Origin of the sequence: Asticcacaulis sp. DW145 (assembly GCF_037101385.1) — a bacterium.
Taxonomy (GTDB): domain Bacteria; phylum Pseudomonadota; class Alphaproteobacteria; order Caulobacterales; family Caulobacteraceae; genus Asticcacaulis; species Asticcacaulis currens.
Map to the genome: position 1 here is coordinate 660,193 of NZ_AP029025.1, position 23,300 is coordinate 683,492.

Sequence of the window (23,300 nt, forward strand, 5' to 3'; positions counted from 1 at the left end):
GGGTAGTTTGGGGAGGATCAAACCGCTTGCGGTCCGGACTCCCCGGTGCGGATGCGAACGACATCAATGACGTCGCTCACAAAAATCTTGCCGTCGCCAATCTTGCCCGTGCGCGCCGCGGTCTGGATGGCCTCAAGTGCGGCCGGTGCCAGATCGTCGGCAACCACGAGTTCAATTTTGATCTTCGGCAGAAAATCAACAACATATTCCGCACCCCGGTAGAGTTCGGAATGTCCTTTCTGGCGGCCGTAGCCCTTGGCTTCCAGAACGGTCATACCCTGCACGCCGATTTCCTGAAGGGCTTCCTTCACTTCGTCCAGCTTAAAGGGTTTGATAACAGCTTCGATCTTTTTCATGAGCAATCCTGATCACGACCGTTAACAGCGAAAATCTTTTGCATTGCGACAGAATGCAAGCCAGATTCCGGTGAAACAGCTCACTTGACTGTAAAGATTTATTACGATGCGTGAGCGCACCCGTTCTGCCTTTAGCCGCAGTCGGGGGCAAATTCAAAAGGAAATTACGCCTGTTAGCCGATTTGGAAACCGCAACCCCTTTTCCAGCGGGCGCAGGCCTCGCCTGTCAGGCCACATGATTTCCTCTGAAATCATATCACGACCCTAAATCACGCCTTTTGGGCCGTAAAGATAGACCAAAGAGAATTTTTCCCGGCGTCGCTGCCGCACCGGCGAAGAAGTCGCCAAGGAAGCCTCTGGGCCAAAATAAAACCCCCGGATCGTGAAATCCGGGGGTCTTTGAGTATCCGATATCGGATTTTAGTACTCGTAAGACTCTTCGATGGCCTGACCGGCACCGCCTTCGAGAAGGTCGGCAGCGGCGGCTTCGTCAGCCAGACGGTCTTCTTCGAACTGCGCGGCGATAACGTTTTCGCCGGCGGCCTGACGTTCGGCCTCTTCAGCCGAGCGCGCGACGTTGACCGTGATCGAGATCGTGACTTCGGCGTGCAGACGCACCTTAAGGGCGTGCAGACCAAGGGTCTTGATCGGGGTGTCGAGAACGATCTGGTTGCGCTCGACCTTGCCGCCGGTTTCAGCGACGGCGTCAGCAACGTCACGGCCGGTGACCGAACCGTAGAGTTGACCGGTTTCACCCGCCTGACGGATGATCACGTACTGCTGACCGTCGAGTTCAGCGCCTTGCGTTTCGGCAGCCGAGCGAGCGGCGGCGTTACGGGCGACGATCTGTTCCTTCTGAGCTTCGAAGAACTTCAGATTGGCGGTCGTGGCGCGCAGGGCCTTGTGACGCGGCAGCAGGAAGTTACGGGCAAAGCCGTCCTTCACCGACACGACGTCACCGATAACGCCCAGATTTTCAACGCGTTCCAGGAGAACAACTTTCATGGGTGCGTCTCCTTACTTCACGACGTAGGGCAGAAGTGCCAGGAAGCGGGCGCGCTTGATGGCCTTGGCCAGCTCACGTTGCTTCTTTTGCGACACGGCGGTGATGCGCGACGGCACGATCTTGCCGCGCTCGGAGATGTAGCGTTGCAGCAGCTTCACGTCCTTGTAGTCGATCTTCGGAGCATTGGCGCCGGAGAACGGGCACACCTTACGGCGGCGGAAAAACGGACGACGAGCCGGAGCGGAGCCGACGGGAGCGCCCGGAGTGGCGGCGATAGTGTCTTCAGCCATCTTCAGCTCTCCTTATTGCTCAGCGAATTCAGCACGTTCGGAACGCTCAGCGCGCTCCGGACGGTCACGACGCGACAGAACCGGCGACAGTTCCAGATCCAGCTCTTCGACGCGAACGGTCAGGAAGCGGATGACGTCTTCGTTGATCGACAACTGACGTTCCATTTCCTTCACGGCGGCCGCCGGCGCATCAATGGCCAGCAGCGAGTAGTGCGCCTTGCGGTTCTTCTTCACGCGGTAGGTGAGGTTGCGCAGACCCCAGTATTCGATCTTGGCGACCGAGCCGCCCAGTTCTTCGATCAGCGCCTTGAGGGTATCGTTGAGACCTTCCGCCTGTTGCGGCGAAATGTCCTGCCGTGCGAGCACGACGTGTTCATAAAGTGCCATTTGGTCCTCTTCCGTTGAGCGGGGTGGCGCGCATCCGGGCGGAAGCCCCGGACACACGATGGATCATGGCTCCTCACAATGAGGAATGACCACCACGCAAGCGAAGCGGGCGCTATAGTCGATAACGCCCGCATAATCAAGTGTCGGTAACCGTGTCAAAACGGCCTGCAACGGACGTTTCACAGCGTTCTGACGCGACTACGGTGTTGGGACAGCCCTATTTCAGGCTGTCGGCAGCCGCCAGCAGGCTGGGCACGTGGGTCGCCGCATTGCCGGAATCGTGGACGAAGGCGATCTTGCCGTCCTTACCAATAATGTAGGAGACGCGACCCGACATCGGCACAGCCGGCATCTTGGCATCGTATTTCTCGGCGATCCTGGCCCCCTTGTCCGAACCGACCGGGAACTTGCCACCGCAGTCCGCCTTTGAGAACTTCTTGAGCGTCGGCACATCATCCGCCGACAGGCCGACGACGCTGATCTTTTTGGCGGCGAACTTGTCCATGTTTTCGGAGAACTGACGCGCTTCCAGCGAGCAGCCGCCGGTGAACGCCTTGGGGTAGAAGTACACAATCACCGGGCCTTGCTTCAAAGCGGATTTCAGCGAAAACGCATGAGTTTCGCCGTTGGTGGCGGCCTCGACCTTGAAGTCGGGGGCCTTGTCGCCAACCTTGAGCGCGGCCAGCGCAGGCGAAGTGGCGGTAAGGGCAAACGCAGCGGCAACCAGAGCGGCACGGATGAGCATGAGACGTCTCCATTGTGTGAAGTGTCTCCATATACGCCGATTTGGCGACCTTGGCTCAGATAATCGACCGGACTTTGACTTGCCAATCGCAATCTGGATGATTGCTATTGGCAAGTGAGGCATTAGTAGGGCGGATTGTGCTTCTCGATAAAGGCCACCACGGCGTCCATGGTCTGCACGCGGGTGGGTTCCCGCGACAGCCAGTGATCCTCTTCTTTCAGAAGGATCAGATCAACCTCCTTACCGGCTTTTTTCAGGGCGTCGCGCATTCGGTAGCTCTGATCAATCGGCACAACCGTGTCGTCCTTGCCGTGGATTAACTGGATGGGGATGGTGATATTAGCGGCCTTCAGGTCCGGCGATACCTCGGCCCAGCGGCTTTCATCGCCCAGAAAACGCTTCCAGTACAGCACCCGCCGCGCTTGTTTGTCATAGCCGACGGACTCTTCTTCGTAAGCGATCATCTTCTTGAGATTGGTCACCGGCGCGATGCCGCTGGCGCAGCGATAGACGCCCGGATCAAGCGCCGCCCCCGCCATGGCCGCATAGCCACCGTAGGAGGCCCCGACAATGCAAACGCGCTTGGGGTCGATCGTCCCTTCCTTGGCCAGATAGCGCACGCCGTCCGACAGGTCGGTCTGCATCTTGCGGCCCCATTCCCCGTAGCCCTTTTCGGTAAAGCTGTCACCGTAGCCGCTCGAACCGCGGAAATTGGGTTGCAATACGGCATACCCGCGCGAGGCGATGGCCTGAGACATCCAGTCATATCTGATGTCGTCATAGGACTCCGGCCCGCCATGCGGCAGGACGATCAGGGGCAGGTTTTTGGCCTCACGACCGGGCGGCAGGGTCAGATAGCCGTTAATCTCCAGCCCATCTGCCGCCTTATAGGTCACCTTGCGCTTTTCGGCGACCCATTCCGAAGGTACGTCAGGTCGCGTCTGGCCAGCGAGTTTGAAGCTCTTGGTGGTGTAGTCGATATAGTAGTAGGTGCCTGGATCGCCGGGTCCTTCGCCATAGACGATGATCTGGCGGCCATCATCAGACATATCAACCAGCTTTCGGTAGGTATAGTCCGGCATACCTTTCTCGATCAGATGCGGCAGGTTGGCCAGATCGGGAGCAAAAAAGGTATAGGCGGGGCCATCGGGGCTGTAATTGATAAAGCCCGCCAGCTTGCCCGTCGCCGGATGATAGAAGGTGCCGACATTACTGCCCTTGGTATCCAGAGGCTCGCTGAACCGGCCATCCGGGAAGACTTCGTAATAGTTGCCAGCCTTTTCGCCGGCATTGATATAGACCAACACCGATTCGTCATCGCGGCCGCGTCCCACAAGAGACGGCGCGTCCAGCATCTGTTTTTCCGAATAGATCGCGCGCCATTTGCCATTCTGGTGATAGCGCAGGGTCCATATCTTAGTGTCGCGATCATATTCGGCCCGGGCTATGATCTCGCCATCGCCGCGCACAATCCAGTTCTGAACGTGGTAGGGGACTTCGTCCATTACCCGCCCGCGCCCGGTGTTCAGATCAAAATTGTAGAGGCTGCGCAGGCCTTCGTTCTCGATCTTGGTATTGGAGGCGGTGACCCGATACTCGCCCTTGATTTTGATGCGCTGAAAATCCCCCATGACGATGGGATAAAAGCCTCCGGTCTTGTCAAACAGGGCAAAGGTCTTGTTGCGGGGCAGGTCCAGTATCTGTCCGGAATAATACTCGTCCTTTCCGCCGACGAATTCACGCAGATATGCGGCTTGCGACGAAATGAGGATGATACGAGTTGCGTCTCCCCAGAAGAGGCTGCGGACCTTTACGCCGCCGACCCGCATGGCCTTGAAGTCGTTCTTGTCGATGTCGATGTCCATCAGGAAGCGTTCACCGCCCGCGTTCCGGATCAAGGCGACCCGCTTACCATCCGGGGACAAGGCTACTTCGTCGATGGCGGGCAGTTTACTAAAGGCCGTCAGCGGCGGCGGTGTGCCCAGAGTGTTTGCCGCAGGCGCGGTTTCTGCCACGGCGGAAAAAGCGCAGGCCGTCGCAACGCCGGCCAGGACGATGGTCTTCAGAATAGTCATAAAACGCCCCCAATAGTCGCGCAGCGACGCCCCCGTCGCTTGATCATCCACGTCTGGGTTTACGACGGGTTGCGGCAATCTACAACCGTTTTCGACATGCGGTTGCAGACTGTCGCACAGGGCAGACCGGCGTAAACCCCTTGCCCTTGCGGACGGATTGCCCTAACCCATGCCGCTCAAATCAACTGGTCGGGACAAGGCATTACATGACTTTGGCATTCGTTTTTCCGGGACAGGGCTCTCAGAGCGTCGGCATGGGGAGCGAGCTGTTCGATAATTTCGCGGCCGCCCGTGAGGTCTTCGGCGAAGTCAACGAGGTGTTGAGGCAGGATCTTCTGAAGCTGATGCGCGAAGGGCCGGAAGCCGACCTGACCCTGACCGAAAACGCGCAGCCCGCCCTGATGGCCGTTTCGCTGGCCGTTGTGCGCGTGCTGAAGGCCGATTTCGGCATCGATGTGTCGAAGGCGGCTTTCTGCGCCGGTCACTCTCTCGGCGAGTATTCGGCCCTGGCGGCGATGGAGGTGCTGACGCTTTCGGACGCGGCGAAACTGCTGAAACTGCGCGGTCAGGCCATGCAGCGCGCCGTACCGGTGGGGCAGGGGGCTATGGCGGCCCTGATCGGGGCGAAGGCCGATCTGGCCCTGGCCGAGGCCGCCTGCGAAGCCGGGCGTGCGGCGGGTATAGTCGTCGTGGCCAATGACAATAATGCCGGGCAGGTGGTGATTTCCGGTGAAAAGGCAGCGGTCGATCTGGCCGTTGAAAAGGCCAAGGAACTGGGCGCCAAGGCCATGTTGCTCAACGTCTCCGCCCCCTTCCACAGCCCGCTGATGCAGCCGGCCGCTGAAGAAATGGCTGCCGCCCTGTCCAAAACCACCTTCCATGATCCGAAGTCTGTGCTGGTGGCCAATGTCACAGCCCAGCCCGTCGGCGACAAGGCACAGTTCGCGCCGCTGCTGATCGAGCAGGTGACGGGACGCGTGCGCTGGCGCGAGTCGGTGCAGTGGCTGGCGCAGGACGGCGGCGTGACGCAGTTTGCCGAGCTTGGCGCGGGCAAGGTGCTGAGCGGCATGATCAAGCGTCTGGCCCCCGACTCCGAAGCCGTGGCGCTGAACGGCGCGGCGGACTTTGAAGCGTTTGCCAAAAGCCTCTGATTTCCTCTTCCTTCTTACAGGAGACACCTATGTTTGAACTGACCGGCAAGACGGCGCTTGTGACCGGGGCCACCGGCGGGCTGGGGGCGCAGATTGCCCGTGCCCTGCATAACCAAGGGGCAAAGGTCGTGCTGTCCGGCACGCGCGAAGCCGTCCTCAACGATCTGGCCGCCGAACTGGGCGAAGGGGCGTTTGTCGCTGCCTGCAACCTGTCGGACGCGGCAGAGGTCGATGGCCTGATTGCCAAGGCCGAGGCGGCGGCGGGCTCACCGCTCGACATCCTTGTCGCCAACGCCGGCATTACCAAGGACGGCCTGATCCTGCGCATGAAGGATGAGGACTGGGAAGCGGTGATCAAGGTCAATCTCGAATCTTACTTCCGCCTGTCGCGCGCCGCCGTGAAGGGGATGATGAAGCGTCGCCACGGCCGCATCATCGGTATTACCTCGGTGGTGGGCGTCATGGGCAATCCGGGGCAGACCAACTATGCCGCCTCGAAGGCAGGCATGATCGGCTTTTCCAAGGCGCTGGCGCAGGAAGTGGCATCGCGCAATATCACCGTCAACTGCATCGCGCCGGGCTTTATCGCCTCGCCGATGACCGATGTCCTCAATGAGCAGCAGCGCGACGGCATCCTGTCGAAAATCCCGGCAGGGGCGCTGGGCGAGGGTACCGATATTGCCGCCGCCGCCGTCTATCTTGCCAGTAATGAAGCCGGTTACGTGACGGGCCAAACCCTGCACGTCAACGGCGGCATGGTGATGATTTAATCCCGTCATCACGTCTTTGTTGTGAAAGACTGGCTTTTCGCGCACTGAAAATGGCTTGAAACCTGCACAGTGTGTGCATAAAAGGCAGTTGGCTTAGATTCCGATACCCGGCCCCTGCAAAGCCATAAGCCGCTTTGGGTCGTGTTTATATAACCTGTTAGAGGGCCTGATATGTCTGAAGTTCTTGAACGTGTTCGCAAGATTGTGATTGATCATCTGGACGCCGATCCGGATAAGGTCACGGAAAAGGCGAGCTTCATCGACGATCTGGAAGCCGACAGCCTCGACATCGTTGAGCTGGTTATGGCTTTCGAAGAAGAATTCGACATCGAAATTCCTGATGACTCGGCCGAGCACATCCTGACCGTTGGCGACGCCGTCAACTACATTCAGGAAAAGCTCTCCGCTTAATCTGAATTGCCGGATTGAGGGCGTGGTTTCGACGGTCAGTGCCGCACCGAAGCCGCGCCCTTCTGCTATTTGCATAACAGGACAGGATTTAAATGGTTCGTCGCGTCGTCATCACCGGTTTGGGTCTTTTGTCGCCTCTGGGCGCGGGTGTGGATATTTCGTGGAAGCGTTTGCTGGATGGGCAATCGGGCGCGGGGACCATTACCGCTTTTGATACCACCGACTATGCCTGCACGGTGGCCTGCGAAATCCCGACGGTCGATGGCCGGGGCGGTGGCGGTCCGGACATCGAAGGCTCCTTCGATCCGTCCACGGTCCTGTCGCCCAAGGAACGCCGCAAGGTCGATGACTTCATCCTCTACGCCATCGCGGCGGCTGATGAAGCGCTCAAGGATGCCGACTGGCACCCCGAAAGCGCCGAAGATCAGGAGCGCACCGGCGTCATGATCGGATCGGGCATCGGCGGTCTGGGCATTATCGCCGACACGGCGCTGGAGCTTCAGGCCAAGGGCCCGAAGCGCATTTCGCCCTTCTTTATCCCGTCCTCGCTGATCAATCTGGCCTCCGGTCAGGTGTCGATCCGTCACGGCCTCAAGGGCCCGAACCATTCGGTCGTTACCGCCTGCGCCACTGGCGCGCACGCCATCGGTGACGCGGCGCGTCTGATCAAGTGCGGCGATGCCGACGTCATGGTCGCCGGCGGGGCCGAATCGGCCATCGTACCCATCGGTATTGCGGGCTTCATCGCCTGCCGCGCCCTGTGCACGGCCTTCAACGATCAGCCGACCAAGGCCTCGCGCCCCTATGATAAGGACCGTGACGGCTTCGTCATGGGCGAAGGCGCGGGCATCGTGGTGCTGGAAGAATACGAACACGCCAAGGCGCGTGGCGCCAAGATCTACGCCGAAGTGCTGGGCTACGGCCTGTCGGGCGACGCCTATCACATTACCGCGCCGTCGGAAGACGGCGACGGCGGCTACCGCGCCATGGTCGCGGCGGCCAAAAACGCGGGTATCGACCCGACCGAAATCGACTACGTCAATTCGCACGGCACCTCGACCATGGCGGACGGCATCGAGCTGAAGGCCATTGAGAAGTTTCTGGGTGAACGTGCGGCGACGGGCACGGTGTCCTCGACCAAGTCGGCGATCGGCCACCTGCTCGGTGGGGCGGGCGCGGTCGAAGCCATCTTCTGCGCCCTGGCCATCCGCGACCAGATCGCGCCGCCGACCATCAATCTCGACAATCCGGCCTATGAAACGCCCATCGACCTTGTGCCGCACAAGGCCAAGCCGATGACGATTAACAAGGTTCTGTCGAATTCCTTTGGCTTTGGCGGCACCAATGCTGCCCTGATCCTCGGCAAAGTGGACTAAGATGGCGAAACAGAAGGCCCGCCCAGCCCCGCGGCGCAAGAACCGGCGTCTGATGGCGCCGGTGGCGGGCCTCATGTCCGGTATCGTCCTGCTGCTTCTGGCGGCAGGACTGTTTGTTTTTGCCAACACCTACGGCCCCGGACCTTCGGCGAAATCCGGAAACGTCACCGCCGTGACGGTCGAACGCGGGCAGGGGCTCAATGCCATAGCGCGCAAGCTGAAACAGCAGGGCGTCATTCGTTCGGTGACCTTTTTCCGCATCGCCGCCAAGCTGGATGGCCGCGACAACGCCCTGCGCGCCGGCACCTATGAATTTCCATCGCGCCTGTCGATGATCGGCGTCCTGCATCAGATCCTTGAAGGCCGTGTGGTGCAGCACTTCATCACCATCCCCGAAGGCCGCACCTCGGCGCAGGCCGTGCGGATACTAATGGCGACGCAGGGCCTGACCGGCGATGTCGAAGTGCCGCCGGAAGGCTCGATCCTGCCCGAAACCTATCAGTACGAAATCGGTGAAACCCGTCAGTCTGTGCTGGACCGGATGCTGGCCGCCGGGCGTGAGACGCTGGATGAACTGTGGGCCGGGCGTGCAAAGGATTTGCCGCTGAAGACCAAGGAAGAGGCCCTGATCCTTGCTTCTGTGGTCGAGAAGGAAACGGGTCTGGCCAATGAGCGTCCGAAGGTTGCGGCTGTGTTTGTGAATCGCCTGCGTAACGGGATGCGCCTGCAATCGGACCCGACCGTCGTCTATGCGGTGTCCAAGGGCGAGCCTTTGGGGCGTGGTCTGAAACGCTCTGAACTGGATGCGCCCAGCCCGTGGAACACCTATCTGATCGACGGTCTGCCTGTTACGCCGATCGCCAATCCGGGTAAGGCCTCACTGAAGGCCGTGCTCAATCCGCCACCCACCAAAGACGTCTATTTCGTCGCCGATGGCACGGGCGGTCACGTTTTCGCCGAAACCTATGAGCAGCACCTGATCAATGTCGCCAAATGGCGTCAGATCGAGGCACAGGATAAGGGAATCGCGGCCGCCCGCCCTGCCAAGGACACCGGTAAATGACCCTGTCGAGCATGACCGGCTTTGGCCGGGTAGAAGGCCATCATGGGACTGTCGCCTGGGTCTATGAGGTGCGCTCGGTCAACGGGCGCTCGCTGGATCTCAAGACGCGCGTGCCCTCGGGCTACGACTATGTGGAGAGGGCGGCGCGCGATCTGGTCAAGCAGCGTTTCCAGCGCGGGCAGGTGTCGCTGACTCTCAGTGTGCAGACAACCGAGGTCCAGACGGGCTACAGCGTCAATCACGCTGTCCTCAACCAGTATCTCGAAGTGGGGCAGGGCCTGATGCAGGCCGGTCAGGCGACCATGCCCTCACTGGACGGGCTTCTGTCCCTGCGTGGCGTCATTGAAGCGGCCAGTGCGGAAACGGATACCGACGTCGCGGCGCTGGAAGCGCCTCTGCTGGCCGATCTGGGGGCGGTGCTGGAGCATCTGAAGACCGCGCGTCAGGATGAGGGGCGGGCGTTGTATGACCTGCTGACCCAGCACTTGAGCGCCATGACCGACGCTGTGGATCGGGCCGAGGCGCTGGCGGCGCAGCAGACCGAAGTAATCCGCGAACGCTTCACCCGGCGTCTGAATGAGCTACTGCCCGATGCTGACCTTCAGGAGCGCATCCTTCAGGAAGCGGCCGTCATGGCCGTCAAGGCCGATGTGCGCGAGGAACTGGATCGTCTGCGCACCCATATCGCCTCGGCGCACACGCTTCTCAGCGACAGCCAGTCGCAGGGGCGCAAGCTCGACTTCCTGTCGCAGGAATTCATGCGCGAAGCCAATACCCTCTGTTCGAAAGCCGCTTTCAGCGACCTGACCAAGGTCGGTCTGGAGTTAAAGTCGGTTATCGACCAGTTCCGAGAACAGGTTCAAAACGTAGAGTAATATGCCTAATTCCCAACGTCTTCGCCGCGGCCTCATGCTGATCGTTTCCTCGCCTTCGGGCGCGGGCAAGACCTCGCTGTGCCGCCGCCTGATGGCCGATCACGCCGATCTGGATCTATCCATTTCGGTGACCACGCGCTCACCGCGCCCCGGTGAAAAGGACGGTCGCGAATACCACTTCATCAGCGACGCCGAGATGGACGATCTGGTCAAAAACGACGCCCTGCTGGAATGGGCGGCGGTGCACGACCACCGCTATGGCTCGCCGCGCGAACCGGTGGAAAAAGCCCTGTCTCAGGGCCAGAACGTGTTGTTCGACATCGACTGGCAGGGGGCACAACGCATCTCGGCCAAGGCCCCCTCAGACGTGGTGCGCGTCTTCATCCTGCCGCCGTCGATGGAGGAACTGAAGCGCCGTCTCTATGCCCGTGCACAGGACGCCGACGACGTCATCCAGCGCCGTCTCAGCCGGGCCAAGGGCGAGATCGCCCACTGGGCCGAATACGACTACGTGATTCTGAATGACGATTTCGACCGGTCCTATGCCGAACTGGTGCATATCTATCATTCAGAAACGGCGCGCCGGTCACGTGGCCTGTGGATCGCCCCGTTTGTCGATGAACTGATGAGCGAGCCGCTTTAGAGCGATGTGCGGAAACGAAGTTCGGCGAAGCCAAAAGTGTGAGCGGTTTTCCGCAAAAAAATCGCGACAAAACAAAAATTTAGAGCGAAATGGCGTTTCCGCTCATAGACATTTCGCTCTAAGCGCAAAAGAGGAAGGGGTCTCGCCTCCTTCACCCCGGAACTATAAAGCCCTCCGAACGGTTCGGAGGGCTTTTTTACTTACTTTTGGGCCGGGCTGGTTTCGAGCTTGAGATAGGCGATCAGATTGTGGCGCTCCGTCTCGTCCTTGATACCCATGAACCCCATCTTGGTGCCGGGTACGGTGCTTTGCGGGTGGGTGAGATAGTCATCAAGCGTGGCAAAGTCCCACACGGCGTTGTGGCCCTTCATCGCATCGCTGTACTGATAATCGGCCTTGCTGCCCGACTTGCGACCGAATACGCCGTAAAGGTTGGGGCCGACCATATTGGCCCCGCCTTCGACCAGCGTATGGCACGAGCGGCACTTGTTCCACGCCTTCTCACCCGCCTTCAGATCGGCGGTATTGTAGGGGGCGGGCAGGGTGGCGAGTTTGGCCACTAACTCGGCCGGTGAAGGTCCCTCAACCGCCGGCAGATTGGCTTGCGCTGAACCGCTGTCGCCTGCCGTCTCTGCGGGTTTGTCGCCGCACGCCGACAGACACAGGGCAAGGGTCAGGGTACCGAAAAACAGAGATGCGCGCATCAAACTCTCCATGGATTTAGCCATGGGTTTAGCTGACGCCGTGGGCGTTGGCGAGGGGGGACGATCCTGTGGCCTGCGGCGGCTTGCCGCAGGACAGACGTCTGCATACGAAAAGGCCGCACCCGACAAAGAGCACGGCCATTGTAAAATCAATAGCTTTCAGAAAAAATCTTATGAGCGACGGTAATTCTCGTCCATGTCCTGAGAATTGAGACGCTCCTCGGAACCGTCGATAAAAATGCGGTATTCGACAGAACCCGCCTTGTTCACCTCGCCCTGCTCGATGCGATTGATGACCGCCGGTCCCCCGTAGCGCGCCACAAGCTCCGGGTCGCGGATCAGGTGATTGACCGTCGGCATGGCGGCGAAGTCGAAATCGTCCGAGGCGAACACCTCTTCACCGGTATTGTTGTCGAAAAAGCGGTAGGCCAGTCCGGGCATAATCCATCTCCCATCTTTGTGGTTGAAGGATCAGGATGCGCCCGGCCCGGTAAATAATCAATGCGCGCAATGCCGCAGGTGAGGCCGTCAAAACTGCAAGTGGACTCTCAGAAAAATGCACCTGATTATTTGTTTTCAGACGCTTTTTGAATATCGGCGGCCAGTTGATCCACTCGCGCCGGGTCGGCGTCCCAGGCGAACATGAATCGCGCCCCGCCACCGATGAAGGTATAGAAGCGCCAGCCTTTGGCGCGCAGGGCATCCAGAACAGCCTCCGGCGCCTTGAGGAAGACGGCATTGGCCTGCACGGCAAACATGGGCTCTATTTCCGGCAAACCGGAAATTTTCTCGGCTAGGCGGCGGGCGCAGGCATTGGCGTGCTGACCGTTTCTCAGCCACGCCCCGTCCTTGATCATACCCAGCCACGGCGCGGCCAGAAAACGCATCTTGGAGGCCAGTTGCCCGGCCTGTTTGCAGCGATAGTCGAAGTCCTGCGCCAGGCCGCGATCAAAAAACAAAATGGCCTCGCCGACGCCCATACCGTTCTTGGTGCCGCCGAAGCACAACACATCGACCCCGGCCTTCCACGTTATGTCTGCCGGGCTACAGTTGAGTGCCGCGCAGGCATTGGCAAAGCGCGCCCCGTCCATATGCAGACGCAGACCCAGTTCGCGGCAGACGGCGGCAATGGCCTTTACCTCCTCGATGGCATAGACGAGGCCGGTTTCGGTGGGTTGGGTGATGGTGACGGCGCGCGGCTTGGGGAAGTGGATGTCGGAACGGCTGGTGGCCAGCGCGCGGATGGCCTCCGGCGTCAGCTTGCCGTCGGTTGAGGCCGCCACCAATAGCTTCGAACCATTGGAGAAGAATTCCGGCGCACCGCATTCGTCGGTCTCGACGTGGGCCGAGGCCGAGCAGATGACGCTGTGATAGGACTGGCACAGAGAGGCCAGGGCCAGTGAATTGGCCGCCGTGCCATTGAAGGCAAAGAAGACCTCGGCCTCATGCTCGAACAGGTCGCGCAGGGCGTCGGCGGCGCGCTGAGTCCAGGGGTCGTCGCCATAGGCCGGCACCGAGCCGGCATTGGCCTCGTGCATGGCGTTCCACGCGTCGGGGCAGATGCCCGCATAGTTATCGCTGGCGAATTGCTGCGGGGCGAGGGTGGTCAGCGGCAGGGCGGTATCCGGCATGGGGCGTCTCTCAGATAGAACGAGTTTTGCGACGCGTGAGCCTAGGTCCCGTTGGTTGCCGGTTCGGCCGCATCTCCGTTTCCGGACGCCACCTTGCCGGGAAGGGCAGGTTGGCGTTAAGCGCGTCGCTTAACTCTGGATGCCGTTTCGCCATAACCGTTCATAAGCGCTTTCGCAAGCGAAAGTTTCTGCGGAAACCGCTGGCGGGGCCCGATCCGGCCTCCCTTGAATATGGGTGGGAAAGTCCCACATTCAGCCTAGGTTCAGCCGAGGAATCGTCTAAGGTGAATGGTGAACCCCTGCGCAGACATTGCGCGTATATATCCGGAGAACGCGCCCTTTTTCTTTACGCAGGGTGGTCGTTGGACGCCCTTGGCGAGGCGCGCTGTCCGGCTCAGGAGTAAGTAATGTTTGATGTTCTGACCATACCCGTATTGCCTTTGAGGGATATCGTGGTGTTCCCGCACATGGTCGTGCCGCTGTTTGTCGGACGTGAAAAATCCGTGCAGGCGCTCGATGAGGTGATGAAGGGCGACAAGCAGATCCTGCTGGCCACCCAGAAAAATTCCGGCGACGATGATCCCGAAGCCGATGCCATCTATGACATCGGCGTGCTGGCCAATGTGCTGCAATTGCTAAAATTGCCCGATGGCACGGTCAAGGTGCTGGTCGAGGGCAAGTCGCGCGCCAAGATCAAGGGCTTTACCGGTCGTACCGAGTTTTATGAGGCGGAGGCCTACGCGCTGGAGCCCGCCGTTACGCAGGGGCCGGACCTCGAAGCGCTGGTGCGCGCCGTCACCGACCAGTTCGAAAACTACATCAAGCTGAACAAGAAGATTCCGCCGGAAGCCCTTCAGGCCTTGGCCGAAGTGTCGGAAGCCGACGTGCTGGCCGACTCGATTGCCGCGCATCTGGTCATCAAGATCGGCGAAAAGCAGCAGCTTCTGGAGCAACTGGCGGTGGCCAAGCGTCTGGAGCAGATCTATGCCCTGATGGAAGGCGAGATCAGCGTCCTTCAGGTCGAAAAGAAGATCCGTTCGCGCGTCAAGCGACAGATGGAAAAGACCCAGCGCGAATATTATCTGAACGAGCAGATGAAGGCCATTCAGCGCGAACTGGGTGAGCAGGACGACGCCAAGGACGAGATTCTCGAACTCGAAAAGAAGATCAAGGCCACCAAGCTCAGCAAGGAAGCCCGCGCCAAGGCGACATCCGAGCTGAACAAGCTGCGTCACATGTCGCCCATGTCGGCGGAATCGACCGTGGTGCGCAACTATCTCGACTGGTTGCTGGCCATTCCTTGGGGGGCGTCGAAGCCCAAGCCCATCGACCTCAGCAAGGCCGAAGACACGCTCGATGCCGACCATTACGGGCTTGAGAAGGTCAAGGAACGCATCCTTGAGCATCTGGCCGTGCAGGCGCGTATGGGCACGCTGAAAGGCCCCATCCTGTGCCTTGTCGGGCCCCCGGGGGTCGGTAAGACCTCGCTTGGCAAGTCTATCGCCAAGGCGACGGGCCGCGAATTCGTGCGCATCAGCCTCGGCGGCGTGCGCGACGAATCGGAAATCCGGGGCCACCGCCGCACCTATATCGGCTCCATGCCGGGTAAGATCATTCAGTCGATGAAGAAGGCCAAGACCACCAATGCCTTCTTCCTGCTCGATGAAATCGACAAGATGGGTGCCGACTGGCGCGGCGACCCGGCTTCGGCCCTGCTCGAAGTGCTGGATCCGGCGCAGAATTCGACCTTTAACGACCATTATCTGGAGGTCGATTACGACCTGTCCAAGATCATGTTCGTGACGACGGCCAATTCGCTCAACATGCCGCAGCCCCTGCTGGACCGCATGGAGATCATCCGCATCCCCGGCTATACCGAGGATGAAAAGGTCGAAATCGCCAAGCGCCACATCCTGCCGTCTCTGGCCAAGGATCACGGCCTGAAAGGCGACGAATGGATCGTGCCGGAACAGGCCATCCGCGACCTGATCCGCTATTACACCCGTGAAGCGGGGGTGCGCTCGCTGGAGCGCGAGCTGGGCAATCTGGCGCGCAAGACCATCCGTGACCTGGCGCGTGAAAAGGTCAGCTCGATCACGGTGGATGAGGCGCGTCTGGCCAAATATGCCGGCGTGCGCAAATTCCACTATGGCGAAACCGACGAGACCGATCAGGTCGGTATCGTCACGGGCCTCGCCTGGACGGAATTTGGCGGCGACATCCTGACCATCGAAGCCATCAAGATGCCCGGCAAGGGCAATATGAAGGTCACGGGTAACCTCAAGGACGTGATGAAGGAATCCGTTTCGGCGGCCAATTCCTACGTCAAGGCACTGGCGCCGAAGTTCGGCATCCTGCCGCCGGTCTTTGAACGCACCGACGTCCACGTGCACGTGCCCGAAGGCGCGACCCCCAAGGACGGCCCCTCTGCCGGTGTGGCCATGGTCACGGCCATGGTTTCGGTCCTGACCGGCATTCCGGTGCGCAAGGATATCGCCATGACCGGTGAAATCACCCTGCGCGGTCGCGTGCTGGCCATCGGCGGCCTGAAGGAAAAGCTGCTGGCGGCCCTGCGTTCGGGCGTCAAGACGGTGCTGATCCCCAAGGAGAATGAGAAGGACCTGGCGGAGTTGCCGGAGAATGTGAAGGCCGGTCTGGAGATCATTCCGGTCAGCCATGTCGAGCAGGTGCTGACCCACGCCCTGACCAAACCGCTCGAATCCATCGAATGGGTGGAGCCGGTGATTCCGCCTCCCGCCGTGCCTGTGGCGGACGATGGAGATGGTCTCACGGCCCATTGACACCTGAGAGATGTGCTATTTTGGCGTGCAAATGCCAAAAGGGTTGAAAATAAAGAGCGGAATTTGCAGGCTAAGCGCCTCAAATTTCGCTCTTTTTTGTGTAAGTCCTTAAAAAAACTCGGTTTGCAGTGCAAAAAGTGCTATTTCGCTTTTGACGTGCCGGGGTTTTTGTAGTCTCTATCGGGTCCACCCGCCGACGACTCGCTGAGTCCGACAGGGAACGGTTCACACAAATGCCCGTCATGGCGGGCAGGGAGAAACTTATGACGACCAAAGCTGAACTCGTGGCCGCCATTGCCGATCAGGCGGGCCTGACCAAGGAACAAGCCAAGAAGGCCGTTGACGCCTTCACCGACTCCGTCGTGGACGCCCTGAAAAAGGGTGAAGAAGTCCGCCTCGTCGGCTTCGGCACCTTCCTCGCTGTGAAGCGCGAAGCCGGCACGGCCCGTAACCCGCGCACCGGCGAAACCGTGTCGCGTCCGGCTTCCGTCACCGCGCGCTTCCGCGTTGGCGAAGGCCTGAAGAACGCCCTGAACGGCTAATACCACTCACAGAATTTAAGCCGAAACGGCTTGACTTCGGGACCGGAGGTTGGCATTGACCGGCCTCCGGTTTTTTATGTCCGGTCCCCTGTGGAGGGGCGATTAGCTCAGCTGGCAGAGCGGCTCGTTTACACCGAGTAGGTCGGCGGTTCGATCCCGTCATCGCCCACCATTTCTCCTCACATTTCGCGAACCGCCGTATTTTTGTTTGTTTGCTTGCGCAAACGGGGGTTCGATCCCGTCATCGCCCGCCATCTCCTCACATTTCGCGAACCGCCGCATCGTCGCTATGATTGCTTGCGCAAACGGGGGTTCGATCCCGTCATCGCCCACAGTTTCCCTCCAACACTGCGCGAACCTCCGCTCACCCTGTCCCCTTTAAGCCTCTGACCTGTTCGTTGGCTCTCCTGCGGGAGGGTAAAAAAAACCGGCCTGAGCGTTCTCAGACCGGTCTGATTTTTAGTTCGTGGCCTTTTCGGCGTTGCGCTTGATGTTCTCGGCGGGGGGCTGATCGCCCAGCTCATTGGCCGCCTTGTCCACGCCCTGCGGCAGGGCCTCTACGGCGTCGCCCAACCGCTCAGAGCCGCTGCGGTTGTCCTGCATCAGAAACACCGCGCCGACCGCCAGCAGGGCGATCACCGCGACCCCAATCAGGATGAGAATGCTGTTCGTGCCCTTACCGGGGGCCGTTGTCGTGTTAGCCATGGGATGCTCCTCTGCGTCTTAGCTGATCCCAGAATAGGCACGTGAACGAAAGCGCTCAGCACGGATAACCGCGGTTGCGCGTAGGAAGGGCATAAAAAAACCGCCGGGGGTACCGGCGGTCTTTTCGATCCGATCTGAAACCCGTCAGAACTGGAAGCGGGCACGCAGCGACAGCGACACATTGTCGTAGGCGTCGTACTTTTCGTATTCGGCTTCGATGCCGAAATAGCTGTATTCGTTCGAGGCCGCGATGCGGACACCGGCGATAGGCGCCCCGCCCTTGATATCGCCGCCCTTGAGGGTAAAGGGCGTGGCCGTGCCAAAGCGCGCCACCGTATCGGCGATTTCAGCCGAGAAGTTGTTGCGGTAACCGACCCACACTTCCGGGCGGAAGAGGGCGGTCTTGTTCGAGCGTCCGATATTCAGCAGGGCCGTCCCGCTGAAGATATGACCCGTGCGCTCATCGACCGACAGGTCGAAGGCCGTGCCGCCACCGGTCTCGGTGTGGGCATCTTCCTTCAGGCCGTAATAGTCGGCACTGACCATCGGGGTCAGGCTGAGCCAGCCCGCATCGACGCTGTAGGAGGCCCCGACGCTGCCCGAATAGCTGACGCCCTTCCACTTGGCGGTCGAACTGGCGATGAAGGACGGTTCCAGTATCTGACGCTTGGAGTCGAAGTGGGCGTAGCCGACGCCCCCGCGCACCCAGCTCTTGAGACCCGAACCGGTGTCCATGCGCCAGTAGAGGCCCACGGACAGGTCGGTCGAGCTGAGGTCTTCGTCCGGCGCGCCCAGCGTGCCCTTGGGGTTGGCCGCGGTATAGGCGAGATAAAGACCCGCCGCCTGGGTGGAGGTGATGCCGCGTTCGACGCCGCCGGCAAAGGCAAAGCCGGTCGAATCAAAGCCCGTGGCCTCACCGCGATCGCGGTTGATCTGATAGCCGTATTCCTGCGCCCAGTACTGGTTCACACCGGCCTGCGGGATAATGGACTGGCTGGCCATGGTGCGCGACAGGCCGTCATTGCTCTTCGACAGGGTCAGGAGGGTTTCACCGGAATAGTCGGGCAGGAAGGACAGATAGGCCTTGTTGAAGCCATCGGCGCTTGTCGGGTCGAGCAGGGCGCGGGTCGCTCCCGTATTGCCCTGAGCCGCTGTCAGAACGGCGTCGAAGGCCGCGAACTCATTGGGCGACAGAGTGGTTTCGCTCTGGGTGCGCAGACGCACGTCGGCATAAAGCGCCGTATTGCCCGTATTGGTCGAAAGGGCCGCCTTATACAGGTAGGGGATATTGCTATCCAGGCTGGCCGTGTCGAGCGTCCCCAGTGTGATGTTGGAGGCGGTTATCAGCGTGTAGCGCGTCGTCGGCTTGACGATGCTGGACATGCCGATCTGCACCTTGGCCCCGGTTTCGAACACGGCGGCCCCCGACGCGACGATGATGGGGGTGGTCGGATTGGCCGTGTCCGGCACGAAGCGCAGCACGCCATCCTTGCGCACATTCACCGTCGTGGCATTGAGCTTTGAACCGGCGTCGAGGTTGAGGGCGCCCTTGACGATGTCGATCGACACCGTGCCGGCCCCCGTCATCTTGCCGGCGACGATACCGTTGGTGGTGATGCTCAGGCTGTTGCTGCCAGCACCGAAGTCGATATTGCCGACCACAAAGCCGCCATTGATATTGACCGCATCATTACCTGAGCCGAGACGGATATCGCCGGTGATGACCGGGGCCACCGCCGTGGCATCGTCCGGCTTCAAATTGGTCTGGGTGAGGGTAACGCCCGCCGTATTGCCGCTCAGGTCGATGGCCACGGCGCGGTTGCTGGTGGCGTCCACCACGCCGTCGCCATCATCATCCGTGCGGGTGAGGGTGGCGGAGATGCTGCCGGTATTGGTCAGGCGCACCAGCGTGTTCGAACCGTCGAAAATAGCCGTGGCGTTGGATTTGGAGCCCGTCGCTGCGGCACTGACCGTGCCGCTGACGTTGATTTCCGGCACCTGCGCCCCGGAAGCGATATAGACCGCATAGCCGGTTTCGTTCTTGGTGGACGAATTGGCGGCGCGCACGGTGCCGCCAACATTGAACTTGTTGGCGATCGTTCCGGACAACAGATTGACCGTCCGCACCCCGGCCAGATAGGAGGTGGCCGACACCGTGCCGTTGACGAGGATGCCGTTTTCGAACGTCACAGTGCGACCGAGGCCGCCCGTTTCAATCGCCTTGGCCACCACACCTTCGAACACGCCGGACGAGGCGATGTTGCCGCGCACGACCAGACCGAAAGTCTGGTTCTTGTAGGTGTCGGTCGCTGTGGAGGCGATCGAGATGGCGTTGATGGTGATGTCCTGCGTGGCCGAGCCGACCTTCAGGGCTGCCGCGCCGCCATATTGCGACAGGCTGGCGGCACCGTCATCCGTATCCAGGACGCCGTTGCCGTCTTCATCATTGTTCTGTTCGGCCGCGGGCTTGGTCGAATCGGTGTTGGCGATAGTCGATTGCAGTAGAATGCCTTTGGTGACATTGCCGGAAATATTGACCAGCGGACCGGCCTGCAGCTTGTCTTCGGCCTGAAGTTTGTCCAGCGTCGTCTTGTCTGCCACCGTCGTCAGGCGATAGCCCGTTCCGGCGATACTTCCGTCCAAAATGAGCGCCCCGGTCAGGTTGCTGCCGAGGTTCAGCGCCGTGGCATTCTCGCCCTGAACCGTGGTCGCGCCGCCGATAACGATATTGCCGGTGACGCCGCCCTCAAACGAATAGGCGCGGGCATTGGTGCCCACGACGGTCACGGTGCTGTCGGAATTGAAATTCCCCGTCAGGGCGTTTTCGAAGCGCACGCCGTAGGAATTATTGCCTTCGACCTGAATCGCGCTGCCCGAAGCGAGGCTGACATTGCCGACAAACGGCGTGGTACCGACCGAGCGGATGCCGTAACGGCGCTCGCCCTTGGCGAACGGGCCGTCCGTAATGCCGTCGGCCGGCGAGTCGGTGTCGGTAGGGGTGTAGTCGTCAGTGACCGTGATCTTGCCGGAGAGGGTCAGGCCACTGGTGCGACCGCCGTCTATATAGATACCCGTCGCGTCATCGCCCGAAGACGACATGTCGATCGCACCGACGACATTCACCTTGTTGTTCGAATCGACCGTGATGGCGCGGGCCCCTGCCGTCTTCAGCGTGATGGTTCCGCCCGTATCCAGCTTGATATCGTCCGCCGTGCCCGTCGAGGTCGCCGTTGAGGTCTTAACGGCCGTCGTGGTCGCGGTGTTGATAACGGTTTCGGCCTGTACCGCGCCGGCGGCGAGGCCCATGACCAGACCGATGGCGGTGGCGTTGAAAAGGTGAGATTTGCGCATAGTTTCGCTTTCGCTCGTCGATGTAAATTCTCAGACAGAACAACGCGTCGCGTCATGCAATGGCGCGCCTGCCCCCAAGGAAACACAATATGGGCGGTATTTTCCGCCTTTGGCCAGTGGCGACTCTTCGGGACGAATATGGGCTATTCTATGTCATCATGGACATGCCGAGGCCCGTATGTGTCGTTTGCGTCAACCCTGTTTCGTCACAGACATACACGCGGACACACAGATTTGCCTAATGCAAACTTTGCGCGAAGATGAATTTAGCTGAGAGAAAAAGAAAGGATATGCGGGGCCACCTGAGAGAGCGTATCCTCTAGGTGGCGCGAGTGACGGGGCTCGAACCCGCGACCTTCGGCGTGACAGGCCGACACTCTAACCAACTGAGCTACACCCGCATTCCTGTTCGGGCGACGACGTTTCGGGATGCGAAGGCCACCGGCTTGCGTTACAAGGGGTGGCGCGAGTGACGGGGCTCGAACCCGCGACCTTCGGCGTGACAGGCCGACACTCTAACCAACTGAGCTACACCCGCATCCATATATTGTCGTCCTCTGCGTCCGGACATATGCCCGTTCGAAGAGGTGCGCTTGATAGTGCGGGGCGGCCTGCGGTGTCAAGCGACATATTGCGTAAAACCGTCAAAAAGCCATTTGGCTGTGGAAGACAGGGGAGGGGGTGAGAACGATTTTCAAATGCAGAAATTTTGGCGACATTTTTGGCATTTCCCCCGATTTTAGGCTTTTGAGTGTTTGAAGCGCGGCGCGAGGTGGTCTAATAGGCTCAGTTGAGTCTGTCCCCCGAACCTTTTGCGGTGCACCATTGGCGGGGCAGAGCCAAAAAGTGGGATCGTACAATGGAAGCCCTCCTTATAAAGTATCTGCCGATTGTGATTTTCTTCGGCATCGCCCTCGTCCTTGGGCTGGGGTTCATCATCGCGGCGCTGGTTCTGGCGCCCAAGGCCCCCGACACCGAAAAGCTTTCGGCTTACGAATGCGGTTTCAATGCTTTCGACAGCGCGCGTCAGAAGTTTGACGTGCGCTTCTATCTCGTCTCGATCCTCTTCATCATCTTCGACCTCGAAGTGGCCTTCCTCTTCCCTTGGGCGGTGTCGATGTTCGATCTGCCGCAGGCGGGTATGCAGTTTGCCTTCTGGTCGATGATGGTCTTTCTGGGCGTCCTGACGGTCGGCTTTATCTATGAGTGGAACAAAGGAGCCCTGGAATGGGAGTAATCATTCCTGCCGGTCAGGCTGGCCGCACTACGGTTGAGGGCTACGATCCCAAGGTCCACGACAAATTCTTTGAGGCCGTGTCCTCGGAACTGAACGAAAAGGGCTTCCTTGTCGCCTCGGCGGATGATGTCATCACCTGGGCGCGCACCGGCTCGCTGATGTGGATGACCTTCGGTCTGGCCTGCTGCGCCGTGGAAATGATGCAGGCCTCGATGCCGCGTTATGACATGGAGCGCTTCGGCATGGCCCCGCGCGCCTCACCGCGTCAGTCGGACCTGATGATCGTCGCCGGCACCCTGACCAACAAGATGGCGCCGGCCCTGCGCAAGGTCTATGACCAGATGCCCGATCCGCGCTACGTCCTGTCGATGGGCTCATGCGCCAATGGGGGTGGTTATTACCACTATTCCTACAGCGTCGTGCGCGGTTGCGACCGCATCGTGCCGGTGGATGTCTATGTGCCGGGCTGCCCGCCGTCGGCTGAAGCGTTGCTCTACGGTCTTCTTCAGCTTCAGAAGAAGATCCGCCGCAACGGCACGATCCGCCGCTAAGAGGGATTTCACGCCATGTCTGAAGAAAAATTCCTCAAGATCGCCGAGCAGGCCCGCGCCGACTTCAAGGAAGCGCTGATCGACGTCATCCACGCCTTTGGCGAACTGACCCTGGTGGTGGAGCGTGAGCGTATCGTCGAGGTGCTGAGCAAACTGCGCGCCGAACCCTATCGCTTTCATCAGCTCATTGACCTGTGCGGGGCCGACTATCCGAAGCGCGAGCGCCGTTTCGACGTCGTCTATCACCTTCTGTCGCTGACGCAGAACCTGCGCTTGCGCGTCAAGGTGATGACCGACGAAACCGTCCCCGTTCCGACCGTGCGCAGCGTCTATCCGAACGCCGACTGGTACGAGCGCGAAGCCTTCGACATGTACGGTATGCTGTTTTCGGGTCAGCCGGACCTGCGCCGCATCCTGACTGACTATGGCTTCTCCGGTCATCCGCTGCGCAAAGACTTCCCGATGACGGGGCATGTCGAAGTGCGCTATGACGAAGAGCAGAAGCGCGTCGTGTACGAACCGGTCAAGCTGGTTCAGGAATTCCGTCGTTTCGACTTCCTGTCGCCATGGGAAGGGGCCTCCTACGTCCTTCCGGGCGATGAGAAGGCTGCCAATCCGAACAAGGCGTAA

General features: G+C 60.2%; 23 protein-coding genes, 3 tRNA genes and 1 riboswitch. Of the genes, 13 read left to right on the plus strand and 13 right to left on the minus strand.

Annotated features, from left to right (window positions below):
- Window positions 1-17: 17 nt before the first annotated feature.
- The 6 genes from AACH73_RS14195 to AACH73_RS14220 all read right to left on the minus strand — a co-directional run bounded on the left by AACH73_RS14195 (window position 18) and on the right by AACH73_RS14220 (window position 4,859).
- Window positions 18-356: a P-II family nitrogen regulator gene (locus AACH73_RS14195; RefSeq protein ID WP_013480241.1), complete on the minus strand. Its 339-nt coding sequence runs from the start codon at window positions 354-356 to the stop codon at window positions 18-20.
- 420 nt (window positions 357-776) lie between these two features.
- A complete protein-coding gene (rplI, locus tag AACH73_RS14200) occupies window positions 777-1,361 on the minus strand; it encodes a 50S ribosomal protein L9 (protein ID WP_272741736.1) in 585 nt (194 codons plus the stop codon).
- Window positions 1,362-1,373: 12 nt separating this feature from the next.
- Entirely contained in the window at window positions 1,374-1,652 is a 279-nt protein-coding gene (rpsR, locus tag AACH73_RS14205) for a 30S ribosomal protein S18 (RefSeq protein ID WP_013480244.1), read from the minus strand.
- A gap of 12 nt (window positions 1,653-1,664) precedes the next feature.
- On the minus strand, window positions 1,665-2,039 hold the full coding sequence (rpsF, locus tag AACH73_RS14210; protein ID WP_013480245.1) for a 30S ribosomal protein S6: 375 nt from the start codon (window positions 2,037-2,039) through the stop codon (window positions 1,665-1,667).
- 217 nt (window positions 2,040-2,256) lie between these two features.
- Window positions 2,257-2,784: a peroxiredoxin gene (locus AACH73_RS14215; protein WP_272741737.1), complete on the minus strand. Its 528-nt coding sequence runs from the start codon at window positions 2,782-2,784 to the stop codon at window positions 2,257-2,259.
- 122 nt (window positions 2,785-2,906) lie between these two features.
- A complete protein-coding gene (locus tag AACH73_RS14220; RefSeq protein WP_338736346.1) occupies window positions 2,907-4,859 on the minus strand; it encodes an alpha/beta fold hydrolase in 1,953 nt (650 codons plus the stop codon).
- 206 nt (window positions 4,860-5,065) lie between these two features.
- On the opposite strand from AACH73_RS14220, the gene fabD reads away from it, so the two are divergent.
- The 7 genes from fabD (at window position 5,066) to gmk (ending at window position 11,148) form a co-directional block, all read left to right on the plus strand.
- On the plus strand, window positions 5,066-6,010 hold the full coding sequence (gene fabD, locus AACH73_RS14225) for an ACP S-malonyltransferase (RefSeq protein ID WP_338736347.1): 945 nt from the start codon (window positions 5,066-5,068) through the stop codon (window positions 6,008-6,010).
- A gap of 29 nt (window positions 6,011-6,039) precedes the next feature.
- On the plus strand, window positions 6,040-6,780 hold the full coding sequence (fabG, locus tag AACH73_RS14230) for a 3-oxoacyl-[acyl-carrier-protein] reductase (protein WP_272741740.1): 741 nt from the start codon (window positions 6,040-6,042) through the stop codon (window positions 6,778-6,780).
- Window positions 6,781-6,951: 171 nt separating this feature from the next.
- On the plus strand, window positions 6,952-7,191 hold the full coding sequence (locus AACH73_RS14235) for an acyl carrier protein (RefSeq protein WP_013480251.1): 240 nt from the start codon (window positions 6,952-6,954) through the stop codon (window positions 7,189-7,191).
- Window positions 7,192-7,283: 92 nt separating this feature from the next.
- Window positions 7,284-8,567 (plus strand): beta-ketoacyl-ACP synthase II, encoded by a 1,284-nt coding sequence (gene fabF / locus AACH73_RS14240; protein WP_272741741.1) that lies wholly within the window; start codon window positions 7,284-7,286, stop codon window positions 8,565-8,567.
- Window position 8,568: 1 nt separating this feature from the next.
- Entirely contained in the window at window positions 8,569-9,630 is a 1,062-nt protein-coding gene (mltG, locus tag AACH73_RS14245) for an endolytic transglycosylase MltG (protein ID WP_272741742.1), read from the plus strand.
- Window positions 9,627-10,505, plus strand: a complete 879-nt coding sequence (locus AACH73_RS14250; protein ID WP_338736348.1) for a YicC/YloC family endoribonuclease — start codon at window positions 9,627-9,629, stop codon at window positions 10,503-10,505. Before mltG ends, AACH73_RS14250 begins: the two co-directional genes overlap by 4 nt.
- 1 nt (window position 10,506) lies before the next feature.
- Complete coding sequence (gene gmk, locus AACH73_RS14255) at window positions 10,507-11,148, plus strand: guanylate kinase (protein ID WP_272741744.1); 642 nt, start codon at window positions 10,507-10,509, stop codon at window positions 11,146-11,148.
- A 200-nt stretch (window positions 11,149-11,348) separates the two neighbouring features.
- On the opposite strand, the gene AACH73_RS14260 is transcribed toward gmk, so the two are convergent.
- From AACH73_RS14260 to AACH73_RS14270, 3 genes are all read right to left on the minus strand, one after another.
- Window positions 11,349-11,852 (minus strand): cytochrome c family protein, encoded by a 504-nt coding sequence (locus AACH73_RS14260; RefSeq protein ID WP_338735739.1) that lies wholly within the window; start codon window positions 11,850-11,852, stop codon window positions 11,349-11,351.
- A gap of 171 nt (window positions 11,853-12,023) precedes the next feature.
- A complete protein-coding gene (locus tag AACH73_RS14265) occupies window positions 12,024-12,293 on the minus strand; it encodes a hypothetical protein (RefSeq protein WP_272741746.1) in 270 nt (89 codons plus the stop codon).
- 125 nt (window positions 12,294-12,418) lie between these two features.
- Complete coding sequence (locus AACH73_RS14270; RefSeq protein ID WP_272741747.1) at window positions 12,419-13,483, minus strand: low specificity L-threonine aldolase; 1,065 nt, start codon at window positions 13,481-13,483, stop codon at window positions 12,419-12,421.
- Window positions 13,484-13,524: 41 nt separating this feature from the next.
- A riboswitch (SAM-I-IV-variant riboswitch) is annotated at window positions 13,525-13,631 on the minus strand.
- Between the two features lie 259 nt (window positions 13,632-13,890).
- Between AACH73_RS14270 and lon the strand changes: the two genes are divergently transcribed.
- The 3 genes from lon to AACH73_RS14285 all read left to right on the plus strand — a co-directional run bounded on the left by lon (window position 13,891) and on the right by AACH73_RS14285 (window position 16,998).
- Window positions 13,891-16,284 carry an endopeptidase La gene (lon, locus tag AACH73_RS14275; RefSeq protein ID WP_272741748.1) on the plus strand — a complete coding sequence of 798 codons (2,394 nt, stop codon included), beginning with the start codon at window positions 13,891-13,893 and terminating at the stop codon, window positions 16,282-16,284.
- A gap of 263 nt (window positions 16,285-16,547) precedes the next feature.
- Window positions 16,548-16,826: an HU family DNA-binding protein gene (locus AACH73_RS14280; protein WP_013480260.1), complete on the plus strand. Its 279-nt coding sequence runs from the start codon at window positions 16,548-16,550 to the stop codon at window positions 16,824-16,826.
- A gap of 96 nt (window positions 16,827-16,922) precedes the next feature.
- Window positions 16,923-16,998, plus strand: a tRNA-Val gene (locus AACH73_RS14285).
- A 287-nt stretch (window positions 16,999-17,285) separates the two neighbouring features.
- Here AACH73_RS14285 and AACH73_RS14290 read toward each other — a convergent pair.
- The 4 genes from AACH73_RS14290 to AACH73_RS14305 all read right to left on the minus strand — a co-directional run bounded on the left by AACH73_RS14290 (window position 17,286) and on the right by AACH73_RS14305 (window position 21,420).
- Window positions 17,286-17,531 (minus strand): hypothetical protein, encoded by a 246-nt coding sequence (locus AACH73_RS14290; protein WP_272742614.1) that lies wholly within the window; start codon window positions 17,529-17,531, stop codon window positions 17,286-17,288.
- 144 nt (window positions 17,532-17,675) lie between these two features.
- Window positions 17,676-20,882, minus strand: coding sequence for an autotransporter outer membrane beta-barrel domain-containing protein (locus AACH73_RS14295; protein WP_272742615.1), 3,207 nt, complete (start codon window positions 20,880-20,882; stop codon window positions 17,676-17,678).
- 324 nt (window positions 20,883-21,206) lie between these two features.
- Window positions 21,207-21,283, minus strand: a tRNA-Asp gene (locus tag AACH73_RS14300).
- Window positions 21,284-21,343: 60 nt separating this feature from the next.
- Window positions 21,344-21,420 (minus strand) — tRNA-Asp (locus tag AACH73_RS14305).
- A gap of 321 nt (window positions 21,421-21,741) precedes the next feature.
- Between AACH73_RS14305 and AACH73_RS14310 the strand changes: the two genes are divergently transcribed.
- Genes AACH73_RS14310 through AACH73_RS14320 form a run of 3 tightly spaced genes read left to right on the plus strand, consistent with a single transcriptional unit; the run spans window position 21,742 to window position 23,300 of the window.
- Entirely contained in the window at window positions 21,742-22,119 is a 378-nt protein-coding gene (locus AACH73_RS14310; protein ID WP_013480264.1) for an NADH-quinone oxidoreductase subunit A, read from the plus strand.
- On the plus strand, window positions 22,110-22,670 hold the full coding sequence (locus tag AACH73_RS14315; RefSeq protein WP_126423697.1) for an NADH-quinone oxidoreductase subunit B: 561 nt from the start codon (window positions 22,110-22,112) through the stop codon (window positions 22,668-22,670). The genes AACH73_RS14310 and AACH73_RS14315 overlap by 10 nt, the downstream gene beginning before the upstream one ends.
- A 15-nt stretch (window positions 22,671-22,685) precedes the next feature.
- Window positions 22,686-23,300: an NADH-quinone oxidoreductase subunit C gene (locus AACH73_RS14320; protein ID WP_272742616.1), complete on the plus strand. Its 615-nt coding sequence runs from the start codon at window positions 22,686-22,688 to the stop codon at window positions 23,298-23,300.